General features: G+C 69.4%; 4 protein-coding genes (1 of these 4 running past the window's edge). All 4 read left to right on the forward strand.

Annotation, left to right across the window (positions count from 1 at the left end):
• Tightly spaced (each overlapping or abutting the next), the 4 genes in view from ACQR1L_RS07575 to ACQR1L_RS07590 form a layout consistent with a single transcriptional unit that may run on beyond the window.
• Nucleotides 1-5,312: the end of an amino acid adenylation domain-containing protein gene (locus ACQR1L_RS07575; protein WP_434857330.1), read on the forward strand. The gene continues 12,574 nt to the left of window position 1, outside the view; the window shows 5,312 of its 17,886 coding nt (coding positions 12,575-17,886); the start codon falls outside the window, past its left edge; its stop codon occupies nt 5,310-5,312.
• Entirely contained in the window at nt 5,309-11,695 is a 6,387-nt protein-coding gene (locus ACQR1L_RS07580; RefSeq protein ID WP_434857331.1) for an SDR family NAD(P)-dependent oxidoreductase, read from the forward strand. Before ACQR1L_RS07575 ends, ACQR1L_RS07580 begins: the two co-directional genes overlap by 4 nt.
• The gene (locus ACQR1L_RS07585; protein WP_434857332.1) at nt 11,692-15,666 is read left to right on the forward strand and encodes a type I polyketide synthase; all 3,975 of its coding nucleotides are present in this window, start codon (nt 11,692-11,694) and stop codon (nt 15,664-15,666) included. The genes ACQR1L_RS07580 and ACQR1L_RS07585 overlap by 4 nt, the downstream gene beginning before the upstream one ends.
• On the forward strand, nt 15,663-16,850 hold the full coding sequence (locus ACQR1L_RS07590; RefSeq protein WP_434857333.1) for a cupin-like domain-containing protein: 1,188 nt from the start codon (nt 15,663-15,665) through the stop codon (nt 16,848-16,850). The genes ACQR1L_RS07585 and ACQR1L_RS07590 overlap by 4 nt, the downstream gene beginning before the upstream one ends.
• Nucleotides 16,851-16,860: the final 10 nt, after the last annotated feature.

A 16,860-nucleotide genomic window follows, 5' to 3' on the forward strand; every position in this document is an offset into this window, starting at 1 on the left:
GCGTGAGCTACATGCTGGACGATGCCCGTCCCGCGCTTGCAATCGTTGCTGACACGTCCGTGGCTCTGCCCACCTCCGTGCCGGTCCTCACGATCGATCCCGGCACGACCGATGCGGCGCCGCCCTTGCGGCAGCCGCACCCGCTGCAGGCGGCGTATCTGCTCTACACCTCCGGCACCACCGGCCGGCCGAAGGGCGTCACCGTCACCTATCGCGGCCTGACAAATCTGCTGGCGGCCGTTCAATCCGAACTGCAGCTGCAGCCCAGCGACCGCTTCGCCGCCACCACGACGGCGTCTTTCGACATCTCGATCGTCGAGCTGCTGCTGCCGCTCGTCACCGGTGGCTGCGTCGTGCTGGCCGCCGAGGATGAGGCGACGGCGCCGGACCGGCTTGCGGCGCTCATCGGCGCGGCTGGCGTCACGGCCCTGCAGGCGACGCCGACCGTCCTCAACCTGCTGACGGCGTCCGTGCCCGGCGCCTTCGCCGGCCTCAAGATCCTCAGTGCGGGCGAAGCCCTGACCGACCCGACCTTGCAGCGCCTGACCGCCTGCGGCGTCGCCAGCGTCCACAACTACTACGGCCCGACCGAGACCACGATCTATTCGACCATGATGCGGTTCTCGGGCGCGGACAGCGGACGCCCGCCGATCGGCAGGCCGATCGCCAACACCGTCATCCGCGTGCTCGACGACTGGCTCGCCGAGGTGCCGGTCGGCGTCGAAGGCGAGATCTATATCGGCGGCGTCGGGCTGGCGCGCGGCTATTGCAACCGCGCCGGCCTGACGGCCGAACGCTTCATCGCCGATCCCCTGGGCGCGCCGGGCGCGCGGCTGTACCGCACCGGCGACCGCGGCCGCTGGCGCGAGGACGGCGTGCTCGAATGCTTCGGCCGTGTCGACCACCAGATCAAGCTCCGCGGCCTGCGCATCGAGCCCGGCGAGATCGAGCACGCGCTGCAGCGCCATCAGGACATCGCCGATGCCTGCGTCATGGTGCGTGAGACGCGCGGCCACGCCCAGCTCGTCGCCTATGTCGTGCCGCGACAAGACGATCGCCGTCCGACGCTGGATGAGATGCGCAGTCATCTCATCAAGTTCCTGCCGGACTACATGGTGCCCTCGCGCATCATCGATCTCCCCGCGCTGCCGCGCAGCCGCAGCGGCAAGATCGATCGCGCGGCCCTGCCTTGGACCGACGCCGACGTGACCGACGTCGCGCGCCGGTCGCCCGGCACGGTCGTCGAGCGGCTGCTGGCGGACATCTGGGCGTCGGTCCTCGATCAGGACCCGCTCGGGATCGACGATGACTTCTTCGCGCTCGGCGGCGATTCCATCCTGGCGATCCAGGTGGTGATGCGCGCGCGCCAGGCCGGCCTCGTGTTCAGCGCCCGCGACATCTTCCGGCAGCCGACGGTCGCGCGCCTCGCCGCCTTCTTGCAGCAGCAACCTGCGCTCGCGACGACAAACTCGGCGAGCGGCACGCGGCGGCAGCCTGCAGGGGACGAGGTCGAGCTCACGCCGCTGCAACTCGGCCTGCTGCGTCACAGTCTCGATGACGACGCGCCCGATGCCTATCGGATGCAAACCGTGCTGATCATCGAGGGCCACCTCGATGCAACGGTCCTGCACGACGCCTGGAGATCCGTCGTCGACCGACACGAGGTTCTGCGCACTGTTATCAGCGAGCGTCACGGTCGTTACGTGATGCTGATCCGGAATCAGGTCGATGCTCCCTGGGAGACGCGTGATCTCAGCGCACATGACGAGCCCGAGCAGGCGCTGCGTCATGTGCTCGCCGATGATCTGCAGACACCGTTCCGGTTCGACGGAGGCAATCTGCTGCGCGTGATGCTGCTCCGGCTGGCGCCGGACCGTCACGCTTTGGTGCTGAGCAATCATCACGTGCTGCTCGACGGCTGGTCGCTGTCGCTGGTCTTGGAAGACCTGTTCGCCGCGCGCGCGGCGCTCACGGCGGGCCGCACCGACATCCTGCCGCCCCGCGCGCCGTTCAGCGACTTCGTTCGTTGGCTCGCCCAACAGGACCGCGAGCAGAGCGCGCGGTTCTGGCACCAGCATCTGGCGGACACAGCGCCGATGGCGCGCCTGTCGCTGCCGACGCCGCCGCAGGGCCGTGGCCAGCGCACGCTGAAGCGAACGATCGACCGGGACCGGACAGCGGCGCTGCGACGCGCGGCGCGTCAGGACCGGGTCAGCGCCAACACGCTGCTGCAGGCCGCCTGGGCCGTCATGCTCTCGCGCCTGACCTCATCCGCCGACGTCGTGTTCGGCACGACCATTGCGCTGCGGCCACCGGAGATCGAGGGCATCGCGCGCATGGCGGGGCTGCTGATCAATACCGTGCCTGCACGGATCAGACTGGCGGCGGAGGCCCGTACGGCCGAGTGGCTGGCGCAGATCCAGGCCGGACACGCCGAGCGCATGGGCCATGCGGATGCGGGCCTTGCCGACATCATCCGCTGGACCGGACGGCCGGATCGCGAGCTGTTCGAAACCTTGATGGTGTTCGAGAACCTGCCCGCCGCCGCGATCGACGGGACGGTCGACGATCTCTCCATCCACGTGCTGCCGGTGGACCAGCATACGCATTATCCGCTGGCCGTGGCGGTCATGCCGGGAGACGTCTACGAACTCGCCTTCAGCTACGATGCCGGGCGGTTCGCCGCTGACGATATGGCGCGGCTGGCCGACGGCCTTGTGGACATCATCGATCGCCTCGTGACAGCCGACCGCGACGCGCCGCTGCAGCGCCTGCTCGGCGCCGACGCGAAGGACCTGCAGCAGATCGCCACCTGGAACGCGACCGCGGCGCCGACTGCGGTTGCCGACGAGACGCTGGCGGACCTGCTGGAGCAGACGGCGCGCGAGCACGCCGACGCGCCCGCTTTGATCGGCGATTTCGGCCGCGTGACTTATCGGCAGCTGCACGAGGCGGCCGACCGTCTGGCCGGCCGGATGCACGATGACGGGGCGCGCTCCGGCGAGTTCGTCGGCATCGCCTGCACCGACCGCGCCCGCTTCGTCATCGCGGCGCTGGCGGCGCTGAAGGCCGGGCTCGCCTATGTGCCGCTCGATCCCGCCTACCCGCGCGACCGCCTGGCGTTCATCGTTGCTGACAGCAAGCTGCAGCGTGTGCTGACCGACAGCGCGGCAGCATGGCTGCCTCCCTCGGTCCGGCGCATCGGCATGGACGATCTTGCGGCGGGGCCCGGCGGCGCGCCGCGCCATCCGCGGCCGGCGATCAGGCCCGACGACCTCGCTTATGTGATCTACACGTCCGGCTCGACCGGACGGCCGAAGGGCGTGATGATCGCGCATCGCGGCGCCGCGAACCTGGTTCGTGCGCAGCGCGCCGTGTTCGGCGCGGGACCGGACGATCGCGTGCTGCAATTCGCCTCGCCGAATTTTGACGCCTCGGTGTGGGAGATCTGCATGGCGCTCGGCAGCGGCGCCGCCCTCGTCGTCGGTTCATCCGAGGATCTGCTGCCCGGAGATGCGCTCGCAAGCCTCGTCCGGCGTCATGCCGTCAGCCACGCCACGCTGCCGCACAGTGCGCTCAGCGTGATGGCTCCAAGCGATCTCGACGGCTGCCGCGTGCTGGTCGTTGCCGGCGAAGCCTGCCCGGCTGAGACCGCCCGGCTGTGGGCGCCCGGCCGGACCTTCATCAACGGCTATGGTCCGACAGAAACCACAGTGTGCGCCTCGATCAGCGCGCCGCTGAGTGGCGACCGTCCGCCGCCGATCGGCCGTCCCATCCTCGAGCTGCGCTGCCACGTTCTCGATGACAGGCTCGATCCCGTGCCGATCGGTGTGGCCGGCGAACTCTATGTGGCCGGTCGCGGCCTGGCGCGCGGCTATCTCGACCGTCCAGGCCTGACGGCGGAGCGCTTCATCGCCGATCCCTGGGGCACGCCCGGCGAGCGGCTGTATCGCACCGGTGATCGAGTCCGCTGGCTGCCTGACGGCAACCTCGACTTCCTCGGCCGCGCCGACGCCCAGATCAAGCTGCGCGGCTTCCGCATCGAGCCGGGCGAGATCGAGGAGGTTCTGCGCCGGCACGAGGCGGTCGACGCCGCCGCCATCGGCCTCGACAACACCAGCGGCGACCAGCGCCTGGTGTGCTGGTGGTCGGCCAAGAACGGCGCCGACGCAACGCCGACCGAACTGCGCCGCCACCTCGCCGAACATCTGCCGGCTTACATGGTGCCGGCCCAGTTCATCCGGCTCGACCGCCTGCCGCTCAACCCGGCCGGAAAGATCGACCGGCAGGCGCTGGCTGCCATCGGGGGATCAGAGACCGACACCCGGATCATCGCGCCGCGTGACGCCATCGAATTCACGCTGCAGTCGATCTGGCAGGAGCTGCTGCGCACGGCGCCGATCGGCGTGACCACCAGCCTGTTCGAGATCGGCGGGGACTCGCTGATCCTCATTCAACTGATCGCGCGTTGCCGCAGCGAGTTCGGCCTCAAGCTTCGCGCCGCGGACATCGCGGCGGATCCGACCATCGAGGGCATGGCGCGGCTGCTGCGCAGCACCGCGCCAGCGCAGCCCGCGAAGGCCCTGGTGACGCTGCGCGCAGCGGGCGAAGCGCCGCCGCTGTTCTGCATCCACCCGGCCACGGGCACGGTGTTCTGCTATCTCGAGATCGTCTCGCGCCTGTCGATCGCACGGCCGGTCTATGGCCTGCAGGATGTCACAGGGCGAGACGGCGCTGCACCGGCGAGCCTGGTCGATCAATCTCGCAGCTATCTCCAGGAGATCCGCCGGGTTCAGCCGCACGGCCCGTATCATCTGCTCGGCTGGTCCTATGGCGGTGTGGTCGCGTTCGAGATCGCCCGCCAGCTGTTCGCGGCGGGAGAGACCGTGGCATCGCTTCTGCTGCTCGACGCGCCGGTCGAGCCCGAAGGCGGATGGGAGGTGAGCACGGCCGAGATCATCGCCGACCTCGCAGGCCAGAACAGCGACGGGACGGCGCTCGACTACGCCAAGGCGGCCGACGTGCTGAGCCGCAGCGGCGAGTTTCCACCTGACGTCACAGCCGCCCAGGTCGAGGAGATCGTGCAGTCCTATGTCCGCTGCGGCCGGCTGCTCGCCGGCTATCAGCTCGCGCCGTACATCGGCGATGCCACGTTCTTCCACGCCCGTCAGCGCGGCAATCCGGCTGCGCCACCCGGATGGCGTGCACTGATCGCCGGCGCGTTCGAGCTGATCGAACTCGAATGCGATCATGACGGGCTGATGCGCGGACCGTTTGCGGCGCGCGTCGCGCAAAGCGTGGATCAGTCATGACCGTCCAGCTTTCGCCCTCCCCGTCGCATGTCACGCTGGAGGCGGCGCTCATCCGGCGTCTGCAGCGCGCCGTGACCGAGCAGCGCATTCCGGCACCATTGCAGACCAGCGACGGCGTGCCGATCTGGTTTGCCGTCGACACCGGCGACGATCAGGCCGAAATCCTGGTTCGCGCCGCCCTCCCAACCGATCTGGAAGGTCTCGCCGCGCTGGACTCGGTCTGTTGGCCCGCGCCGCTGCGCAGCCCGCCCGAGCGGCTGCTGAGCCGCATCCAGAATGCGCCTGACGATCAGATCGTGGTGCTACGCGGGGAGCGGATCATTGGCGCGATCTACGGACAGCGCATCACGGGCGCGCAGGCGCTGCGCAGCCTGCCGGCTCATCAGTTCGAAACGCTGCACGCGCCGGATGGGATGGTGGCGCAACTGCTCGGCGTCTGCGTCGATCCCGCCCACGCCCAGACGGGCATCGGCGAAGCCCTGGTGCAATTGGCGTTGCGGCTGGCCCGCGCCGCCGGCATCACGACCATCGTCGGCGTGACGCTCTGCCGCGATTTCTCAGCATCGGGCGAGAACGACGTCGCCGCCTATGTCGCCCGCCGCGATGCCAATGGCCTGCCGGTCGATACCATCCTGCGCTTCCATGCCGCGCGCGGCGCCCGCATCCTCGATGTGCTGCCAGGAGCATTCCCCGGCTACATGGCAGGTGGCGAGGCCGGCGTGCTGATCGCCTATGACGCCGGCCGACTGGATGCGATCACCGGCGACGGCGCCGTCAAGCTTGATATCAACGCGCGCGACGTGCCGGAGATCGTCGCGGCCACGCTGCGCGATGTGCTCGGACCATCTCGCGCCGCGGGCTTTGCGCCAGGACGCACGCTGCATGCGATGGGGCTGGACTCGCTGGACCTCCACAGCCTACGAGCCGGGCTGAACCGGGCGCTCGGCACCTCGATCGACGCTACCTTCTTCTTCCGTCATCCCACGCCGGAGAAGATCGTCGAAGGCTTGATCGCGCCGCCTTCATCATCGCCAAAGCCGAAGGCGGCGCCGCCTCGCACCGTGGCGACATCAGCCGTCCATCCCGGGCAGACGACGTCGACACCGGTTGCCATCATCGGCATGGCCTGCCGCTTTCCCGGCAACGTCACCACGCCCGACGAATTCTGGACGCTGCTCAGTGAAGGACGCGACGGGATCACCGACGTGCCGGAGTCGCGCTGGAATGCCGATGCGCTGTACGATCCCGCCGGCGGTCCCGGACGCATCACGACGCGGCGCGGCGGCTTCGTCGCGGATGTCGACCAGTTCGATCCCGGCTTCTTCGGCCTGTCGCCACGCGAGGCGGCGGCGATGGATCCGCAGCAGCGCCTGCTGCTCGAATGCAGCTGGGAGGCGCTCGAACGCGCCGGCATCGATCCGGCCGGTCTCGCCGGCTCCGACACCCAGGTCGTCGTCGGCCTGTTCGGCCACGACTATGAGCGGATCGCCGGCGGCGCCGGGCGGCTCGACGGTCACTATGGCACGGGCAATTCCGGATCGATCGCATCGGGCCGGATCGCCTACACGCTCGGCCTGCAGGGCGCGGCGCTCTCGGTGGACACCGCCTGCTCGGCCGGCCTCGTCGCCGTGCATCTCGCCGCCAAGGCGCTGCGCGCCGGCGACTGCCGGATGGCGTTGGCCGGCGCCGTCAACCTGATCCTCAGCCCCGAGCTCAGCATCGCCTTCTCGCAAGCCGGCATGCTGGCGCCTGACGGGCACTGCAAGCCGTTCTCGGCCGAGGCCAATGGCTACGTTCGCAGCGAAGGCTGCGCGGTGATCGCACTCAAGCGGCTGGATGACGCGCTTGCCGATGGCGATCCGGTGCTGGCCGTGATCGAAGGCAGCGCGGTCAACAATGACGGTCCGAGCAACGGCCTCACCGCGCCGAACGGGCTGGCGCAACAGGCCGTCATCCGCCGCGCGCTCGATGATGCCGGCGTTGCCGCCGGGGACGTCGACTATGTCGAGGCGCACGGCACGGGCACGCCGCTCGGCGATCCCATCGAGTTCAACGCCCTGGCCGCCGTGCATGGCGGCCGCGCGCGGCCGCTGCTGATCGGCTCGGTGAAGAGCAATATCGGACACGCCGAAGCGGCGGCCGGCCTCGCCGGCTTGATGAAGACCGTGCTTGCGCTCCGCAACAGTGCGATCCCGCCGCAGCTGCATCTCGGCGCCATCAACCCGCTGCTCGATCTCGCGGCGATCCCGGCGCGGATTCCGACGCAGTTGCAGCCCTGGGAGCGGCGCGACGGACAGCGCCGCCGCGCCGGCATCAGCTCGTTCGGCTTCTCCGGCACCAATGCGCACGTCGTGCTCGCGGAAGCGCCGGACCTGGACGAGCGCCCCGACGATCCGCGGCAGCAGCATCTGCTGGTGCTCTCGGCGCGCTCGCCTGCGGCGCTTCGGGCGCTCGGGCAGCGCTATCTCGATTACTTCGCAACGAGCGGCGACACGCAGGCTCCCGACGACATCGCGGCCACAGCCGCGACGGGCCGCACCGCGCAGCCGCACCGCCTTGCCATCGTCGGCGCGGGGCCGGCCGACTGGCAGCGCGAGCTGAGCAGTCATCTCGCCGGCGAGCCCTACGCGGACGTGATCAGCGGCAACGCCACCACGCCGCCTGTCGTCGCCTTCCTGTTCACGGGACAAGGCTCGCAATATCCGGGCATGGCCGAGGAGCTCGCCAGCATCCACCCCGGCTTTGCAGCCGCGTTGGACGAATGCGCCGAGCTGTTCGCGCCGCTCCTCGACAGGCCGCTGCTGGAGATCATGAACCCGGCGGCTGGCCAGCCGGTCGTCATCGAGCAGATGAGCTATGCCCAGCCGGCGCTGTTTTCGTTCCAATACGCGCTGGCGCGGCTGTGGATCGATGCCGGCATCACGCCGTCGGTGGTGATGGGTCACAGCCTCGGCGAGGTCACCGCGGCCTGCATCGCCGGCGTGCTCGATCTCCGCGAGGCCGTCGAACTCGTCGCAATGCGCGGACGGCTGATGCAGGCGACGCCAGACGGCGCGATGGCCGTCGTGTTCGCCGACGCCGCCTTTGTCGAGCGCCGCATCGCCGGGCGGACCATCGTGATCGCCGCCTATAACAGCCCGCAGAACTGCGTCATCTCGGGCGCTCCCGATGCGGTCGATGCCGCGCTCGCCGATTTCGCGCGCGAGGGCATCGAGGTTCACCGGCTGCATGTCTCGCGCGCGGGTCATTCGCCGCTGATGGAGAGCATGCTGGCGCCGTTCGGCGAGACCTGCCGCAAGCTCCATCCGCGGCCGCCCCGCATCCGCGTCGTCTCCAACGTCACCGGAGAACTGATCGACGACGAACTGACCGACCCCTTCTATTGGGTGCGCCATGTGCGCCAGCCCGTCCGCTTCCGTCAGGGCATCGCGACGGCCGCCGCGCTCGGCGCCAATGTCTTCCTCGAGATCGGACCACGCCCGGTGCTCACCGGCGTCGCTCGCGACTGCCTGACCGATAGCACCGTCGCGCTGCTGCCGAGCCTGGTGCCGACGGAGCCCGCATGGCAGACCTTGTCGCGCGCAGCCGGCGACTTGTTCGTGCGCGGTGCCGGCATCAATTGGCGCACGCTCGAATGTCGTCCGTCGCGACGCATCGCACTGCCGACCACGCCGTTCGAACGCAAGCGCTACTGGATCGACGCGGCTCCGGCCGCGGAGGCGCAGGTGGCGGTGACTTTGGGCGCACCGCCGGCCGCGCCGTCGAGCCTGATCGGGCCAATGATGCCGCTGGCGCTGGACGGAACGGTGCACGCCACCACGCTCGGCGGCGGCCGCTGGCCGGCGCTGGAGACGCATCGTCTCGGCGAGACACCGACGTTATCAGCGGCGGCGATGCTGGCGATGATGATCGAGACGCATGGCAGCGGTCCCGGCGGGACCTGCCCGATCAGCCTCGCGCCGCTGCGACTGTCGTCGATCGCATTCCGCCAGCCGCTGCCGCTCCCTGATCATGCCGTCGACGTGCAGACGCTGCTGCTTCCGTATGAGCAGGGAACGCGCCGTGCGCGGATCGCAAGCCGCGGCGCCGACGCGAGTTGGACGGTTCATGCCGAAGCCGAACTGAGTGATCTCGTGGCTGAGAGAGATGACGCCGCGATCACCGAGCCAAACGCGCTTCAGCATGCGCTGACGGCAGGCATGACCATCGATCAACTCATCGCACGCTTGCAGGCCGAGGGATGCGAACCTGGTGTCGGGATCACGTGTCTCACGTCCCTCCGCGGCGGCCCCGGTGAAGCCATTGGGCACATCGGTGCAGGCGAAGTTCCGTCAGCGCTTGCGAACGCCATCCGGCTGGACGGGGCGCTGCTGGTGGCACAAGCCGCGCTGCCCGAGACCATCCCTTGCGGTATCCCGGCCGGCTGCGAACGCATCGATCTGCTCGGCGACATCGCGGGGCTCGCGTGGTCGCACGCGAAGCTGCGCAACGTCGCACCCGGCGGACGTGCCGCGGTGTTGGATCTGATGTGTTACGCCGCCGACGGCGCAACCATTGCCCGCATCAGCGGCATGACCTTCGTCCGCGCCGCGGCCGCGCCTCGGCCAGAGGCGCGAACCATTCACGTGATCGACTGGATCGACGCGCCGCACCGCAAGCTCCCGCTCCGCGCGGCTGCTTCGACCGCACGTCCTTGGCTGCTACTCGCTGACCAGGGCGAACAGGCGCAATCGCTCGCCGCGCTGCTCGGCAGCCGCGGCATTGTCAGCCATATCGTTGCCGATGATGCCGACGGGATCAGCCAGCTCGATGAAGGCATCGACGCGGTGGTCGATTTGCGTGCGTTGTCCACTTCATCCGATGCGAGCACGGCGCCGACAGAGAGACTGGCAACTTTGGCGCCGCGCGTGCTCGCCTCGTTACAGCAACTGACGCAGCTCGCACATCCGCCCAGGCGGCTGTTCGCACTCAGCCGCGGCGCGATGGCGACGCGCGCGGATGAGCCGACCGACGCGGCGATCGCCGCGCTGCAGGGACTTCCCTTGGTGCTCGGCCGCGAGCAGACCTGGCTCGGCGCCCGACTGATCGATATCGACACGTCAGCCCTGCGCGATGCCGCCTTCGCCGACTGGCTGATCGCCGATCTCTCGGACAGCGTGTCCGCCGAATGGCGCATGGCCTGGCGCGACGGCTCCGCCCGCGTGCCGAGGCTGCGGCTGTTTCAGCCGGCGGCAGCGACGCGGCCGCACCGGTTCGCCGGCAAGACCCAGCTCATCGCGGGCGGCGGCGCGCTCGGCGCCGCGTTGGGGCGCTGGCTCGCCGCCCACGGCGCCACCCATGTCGTCATCGCGAGCCGCTCGGCCGAGACAGCGGCACGCGCCCTTGCCGATGAGCTGCGCGGGCGAAACGTCACGGTGATGCTGCGCTCGACGGATCTTGGCCAGCGCAGCGACGTCGCCGCGCTGCTCGAGGGATGCCGCGGCGTGATGCCGCCGCTTGGCGGTGTCTTCCACACCGCCGGAAGCCATGATGACGGTCTGATCGAGACACAGACCTGGGATCGGATCAAAGACGTGCTAGCGGCCAAGCTCGACGGCGCCTGGCATCTGCACGAGGCCACCCGCCATCTGCCGCTCGATCATTTCGTGCTGTTCTCGTCGGCCTTCGGGCTGTTCGGCGCACCGGGTCTCGCGGGCTATGTCGCCGCCAATGCCGGGCTGGATGCACTCGCGCATGTCAGGCGCGCGGCGGGACTGCCGGCGCTCAGCATCAATTGGGGCCCTTGGTCCGGCGCCGGCATGGTGGGCGCCGGCGAGCGGGCGACACAGCGGGAATGGACCCGACAAGGCCTGCGCGAGATGCCGGCCGAGGCCTGTCTCGCTGTGCTCGGTCAGCTCATCCGAACGGACCTTCCTCAAGCCGCCGTGCTGGACGCCGACTGGACGCAGTTCACCCGGGCCTGCGCCAGCACTCCGCCGGCCCTGATCGATGCGCTCGTCGCGCCAAAGGCAACGACAGCCGCGGGAGCTGTGCCGCTGCGCGTGGTCCGCTCGGAGCCTGCAACGGACAATCAGTTGCGCAGCGAGCTTGCGCGCCTGCCGGCCCGCCGCCGTCGCGCGGCGCTGGCTGATCATCTCGCCGGCCTGGTCGCCGCCGTGCTCGGCTTTGCCGGCGCTGCCGACATCGACCGCACCCGCGGCTTCTTCGCCCTCGGCATGGACTCGCTCGCCACGCTCGACCTGCGCAACCGCATCCGTGCGTCGCTCGGACATCGCATCGAGCAGACCACCTTGTTCAGGCACGGCTCGGTCGAACAGCTCGCGACCTTCCTCGACGCCGCGCTGTTCGAACAGCCGTCAGGACGCACCGGGGCGCGCGCATGACGAGACGACGCGCGCCCATCGCCATCATCGGCGCCGGCTGCCGCCTGCCGGGCGGCATCGCCGATATCGATGCCTATTGGGACCTGCTCAGCACCGGCCGCGATGCGATCGGCGAGTTGCCTCCGGGCCGCTGGGACAATGAAGCCCTCTTCGACACTGACCGCCGCGCGGCTGGCCGCACCTATGTCCGGCGCGGCGCCTTTCTCGACGATGTCGACGGCTTCGATCCGGAGTTCTTCAACATCAACCCGCGGGAGGCCGCGTCGCTCGATCCGCAGCAACGCCTGCTGCTGGAGGTCGCGTGGGAGGCCGTCGAGAATGCCGGTGTTCCCGTCGGCTCGCTGCGCGGCAGCCGCACCGGCGTGTTCGTCGGCATCGGCCAGCCGCAATACGCGCCGCGCGAACTGTATGGCGCAGACCCTGCGCGCATCGGTCCCTATTCCGGCACGGGCGCCCTGCTCTGCTTCGCGTCGGGACGGCTCTCACACGAGCTCGGACTGAACGGACCGAGCCTGTCGCTCGACACCGCCTGCTCCTCGTCGCTGGTGGCGCTGCATCTCGCCTGCCAAAGCCTGGAGAACCGCGAATGCGACCTCGCGCTGGTCGCCGGCGTGCATCTGCATCTCACGCCGCAGGTCACGTTGTTCCTGTCGCGCACCGGCGTGCTCGCGCCGGACGGACGCAGCAAGGTGTTTTCAGCCGATGCCGACGGCTTCGGCCGCGGCGAAGGCTGCGTCGTGCTGGTCCTGCGCCGGCTGGAGGATGCGGGCGACGATGACGTGCTCGGGCTGGTGCGCGGCACGGCCGTCAATCACGACGGACCGGCGAGCGGCCTCACCGTGCCCAATGCGATCGCGCAGGAACAGGTCATTCGCGACGCGCTCGCCGCGGCCGACGTCCCGTCCGAGGCGGTCGGCTATGTCGAAGCCCACGGCACCGGCACGCGGCTCGGCGATCCGATCGAGCTGGAGTCTCTGGCCGCCGTCTTCGACACGCCGCGGCGCACGGCGCATCTTCCGCTTGGATCGGTCAAGAGCAGCATCGGCCATCTCGAAGCCGCGGCCGGCCTCGCCGGCGTGCTGAAGACGCTGCTGATCCTGGACCATCAACAGGTGCCGCCGCAGCCGGGCGTCGGCACGCCAAACCCCGATATTCCCTGGGGCGCGCTGCCGTTCACGCTGGCGTCGCGTCTCGATCACCCGCAGCAGGAGCTGCGCTTCGCGGGCATCAGTTCGTTCGGCATGAGCGGCACCAATGCGCATGTGATCGTCGAGCGCGCCGATCGCAAGCCGCCGGCCGACAACAGGTCGTCGGCGCATCCCTCCACGCTGCTGCTGTCGGCGCAGAGCCCGCACGCCCTGACGGCACTCGCCCACGCGATGCGCGAGCGGCTCCAGCACACCAGCGACACCGAGTTTGCCGCGATCTGTTCGAGCGCCCTTCGGCAAAGGACGCCGCTGCGACATCGCCTCGCCGTCATCGCGGATCGAGCCGACGAGGCACGCGCTGCGCTTGCGGCGATCGCGTCCGGCGCCACGCATCCCGCGGTGCTTCGGGGAGAGTCGACACGCCGGCGCGATGGCGCCGTGGCCTTCCTCTTCACCGGCCAGGGCGCGCAGCGTCCGGCAATGGCGCGCGCGCTGCACGGCTCCGAGCCGGTGTTCCGCGACAGCATCGAACGCTCGATCACGCTGGCCGCGCGCGAGTTCGACGTGCCGCTTCGGGATCTTCTGCTCGGCGACATCGATCCCGCACAGCTCCGCCGCACCGGCTGGGCGCAGCCGGCGCTGTTCGCCTTCGGCCTTGCCTTGGCCGAGCAATGGCGCGCCTGGGGCGTGGTGCCGGACATCGTGCTCGGCCACAGCCTCGGCGAATACACCGCAGCCTGTGTCGCCGGCGCCTTCAGCCCCGATGACGGGCTGCGGCTGGTCTGCCGTCGCGCAGCGCTGATGCAGTCGCTGCCCGAGGGCGGCGCAATGGCAGCGGTGCGAACGGATGCGGCGCGGATCGCGCCGCTCGTGCAACGCTATGGCGGCGAGGTCGAGATCACCGCGACGAACGCGCCGCGCAGCGTCACCATCGCGGGGCCGTCACGGGCGATCGACGATGTCGTCGCGCGCTGCGGACGCGATGGCATCGCCGCACAGCGTCTCGACGTCTCCCACGCCTTCCATTCCCAGGCGATGGAGCCGATCCTGCCCGCGCTGCGAGACGCCGTATCGAACGTCCGCTTCGCGCCGCCGAGCATCGAGCTGATCGGCAATCTGACTGGCCGTGTCGTCAGTGCCGACGAGATCTCCAATCCCGATCGCTGGTGCCGGCATACGCGCGAGCAGGTGCGCTTCGAGGAGAGCATCCGGCAGCTCACTGAGCGCGACGTCACCGCCGTCATCGAGATCGGCCCGCAACCGGTCCTGATCGGACTGGGACATCAGACCCTGCCCGATGCTGACATTCTGTGGCTGCCGAGCGTGGCGCCGGGGATCGCCGATACCAGGCAGATGCGCCACGCGCTGGCCGCGCTCACCGTCGATGGATTGCCGACTGATCTCGCCGCCAGCCAACCCGCGGCACCACGCGTCCGGCTGCCCACCACGCCGTTCAACCGCCGCCCGATCCGCCTGCCGTCATCCGCCGAAGCGGCAGCGCCGGCACCAAGCCGCAGTCACGTGATCGGCCGCAGGCTCGCGTTGCCGCAGGCGCAGGGCGAGCTGCGGTTCGAAACCGAGATCGCCGGGCGCGATCCGTTCCTCGTCGAGCACCGCGTGTTCGGCGAGATCATCGTCCCCGCCGCGTGGCATCTCGCGATGATCTTCACGGCCTTGCGAACGCTCTCCACTGCCGGTCCTCTGACGCTGCGCGACGTGACGCTGGTTCAGGCGGCGCATCTGCCGCCGCAGGGCATCGTGATGCAGCTCGTGCTGACGCCCGCCGGCCCCGGCATGCACCGCATCCGCCTGATGAGCCGTCGCGCCGATTCCGATCCGTTCGATGATGATGGCTGGACGACCCACGTCACCGGCCGCGCCGAGCAGCACGCCGCCGCCGCAAGCCTTCCGGTCGAGCATGGCCGCTCGGCATTGAACGCCGAGGCGCTCGATGGAAGCGAGTTCTATGACGATCTCATCGCGCAGGGCTTCGATCTCGGGCCGTCGTTTCAATGGGCCGATGCGATCCGCTGCGATGGTCGCGAGCTGACCGCCGAGCTTCGGCGTCCGGCTCCCCTGGTCGATGTTGCCGATGCCGCTATTCACCCCGGGCTGCTCGACAGCGCGTTCCAGCTGCTCAGCCGGTTCTGGGACCGGCGCGACGCCGACCTGGCTCATCTGCCCTTCCGCATCGATCAGCTTCGGCTCTGGCCGCAGCCCATCGAAGGACAATTTTCGTGCACCGCCTGGCGAGACGACGGCACGACCGCGACGGGAAACTCTCCAGCGGCCAGCGTGCAACTGACCGTCGGCCAGGCGCCGCTCCTCGTCGCAACCGGCTTCGTCTTCCGCACCGCGAGCCGCCGCATGCTGACCGGCGAGACCACGCCCGTATCCATCAGAGCGCCTGCCAGGACACCATATCCGGCCGCGGCGACGGCTGCAGCCGCGCCGCCAACCGATCGGAGCCGTGCTGCGATCGAACGCCACCTGCGCGAGCTGCTCGGACAGGTTCTCGGTCTTGCCGACGTCGACACGATCACGCCGCGGACGCGATTGTTCGATCTCGGCCTGGATTCATTGGCGGCGCTCGAGCTGCGCGAAGATCTTGGCGAGCGGCTTGGTCATCAGCTGCACGCGACCCTGTTGTTCGACTACCCGACCATCGAGGCCCTGCTCGATCATCTCACCGGCCTGTTTGCTGATCCCGCTACGCCGCCCGCCACTGGCATCACTCAGATCGTCAGCACGACCGAGATCGACGACCTCTCGGAGGAAGAGGCCGAACGGCTGCTGCGTCAGGAATTGGAGCGACTGCAATGACATCACCTCATCCCGACCAGCCGGTCATCGCCACCTATGATGCCGCGGATCTTCCGGCGCGCCGCGACGAGCTGCTGGCGCGCCGCCAGCCAGCGGTCATCACCGGGCTGTTCAAGGGACGTCTGCTCGGCGAGCTGACCGATGCCCAGAAGGTGCGCGACGCCCTGGGCGATCTTCAGGTCATGATCGGCGTCAACTACATCGATGCCCACCTGTCCAACATCCGCAACTTCGTGCAGGGCAGCAGCGCGCCGATCGCCATCAACAAGAAGCCGGGCCTGCTGCGCGACTATCTCGATTTGATCGCGCGCGAGCCCACGACGCGCGCGCTCACCAGCGAGCAGCCGACGCCGCAACGAATCCTGGAGAGCTGTGATCTCAGCGCGATCGGCATCGAGAAAGTGCATGGCGGCTACGGCAATCCGCTGGCGCAGCGCGGTGCGAGCGAGGCGCATTCCCTGATGTTCGTCGCGAATGCCGGCAATGCGTCGGATCTCCACACCGACTGGGACGGCCGTGACGTCCTGCTGCACCAGGTGTTCGGCCGCAAGCGCATCGTGCTGTTTCCCCCGGAGTCCGGCTTCAAGCTGTTTCCCATCGACATCTTCTCGACTATTGCGGTGAACGCGATGAACGATGCCGAGCGCGCGGCGCTGATCGCCTATGCCGGCGGCGTCGAAATCGTGGTCGAGACGGGACAGACGATCCTGATGCCGGCGTTCTGGTGGCATCATGTCGGCTATGTCGATGCCGCGATGTCGGTGAGCTTCCGCTTCGGCGGCGTGACTGATCCCGACGCAGTCGCTCTGATCGGCAGCGTGCACCGCGATTGCCACATCCAGAACATCGTGGCCGGCACGCTGGACCCGCGCCGCGCGGATGCCTGCAAGGCGGCGGCGCGACGGCTGCGGGCTGCAGCCAACGAACCGGCAGCGAGCGCGCGCGAGAAGTACCGGCAGATGCGCGTTCTCGCCGGCGAATGCTATCGCAGCACGCTGCTGCCCGGCGAGCACCCGCCGGCGGAGCCGGTGATCACCGCCGAGGATTTTCTCGATGGTGCGCTATGCGCGTTCTATCGCCGCCCGCCCGCCGGCCCCGCCTGGCGGCAGCGCATCTGGCAGAAGCGCGAGGCGTTCAACGAGGCCGTGCGCCGCTTCGGCCGACGCCTGGCCTATCAGGCCTGACACAGCAAGC

Origin of the sequence: Bradyrhizobium sp. HKCCYLR20261 (assembly GCF_051168435.1) — a bacterium.
Classification (GTDB): Bacteria; Pseudomonadota; Alphaproteobacteria; order Rhizobiales; family Xanthobacteraceae; genus Bradyrhizobium.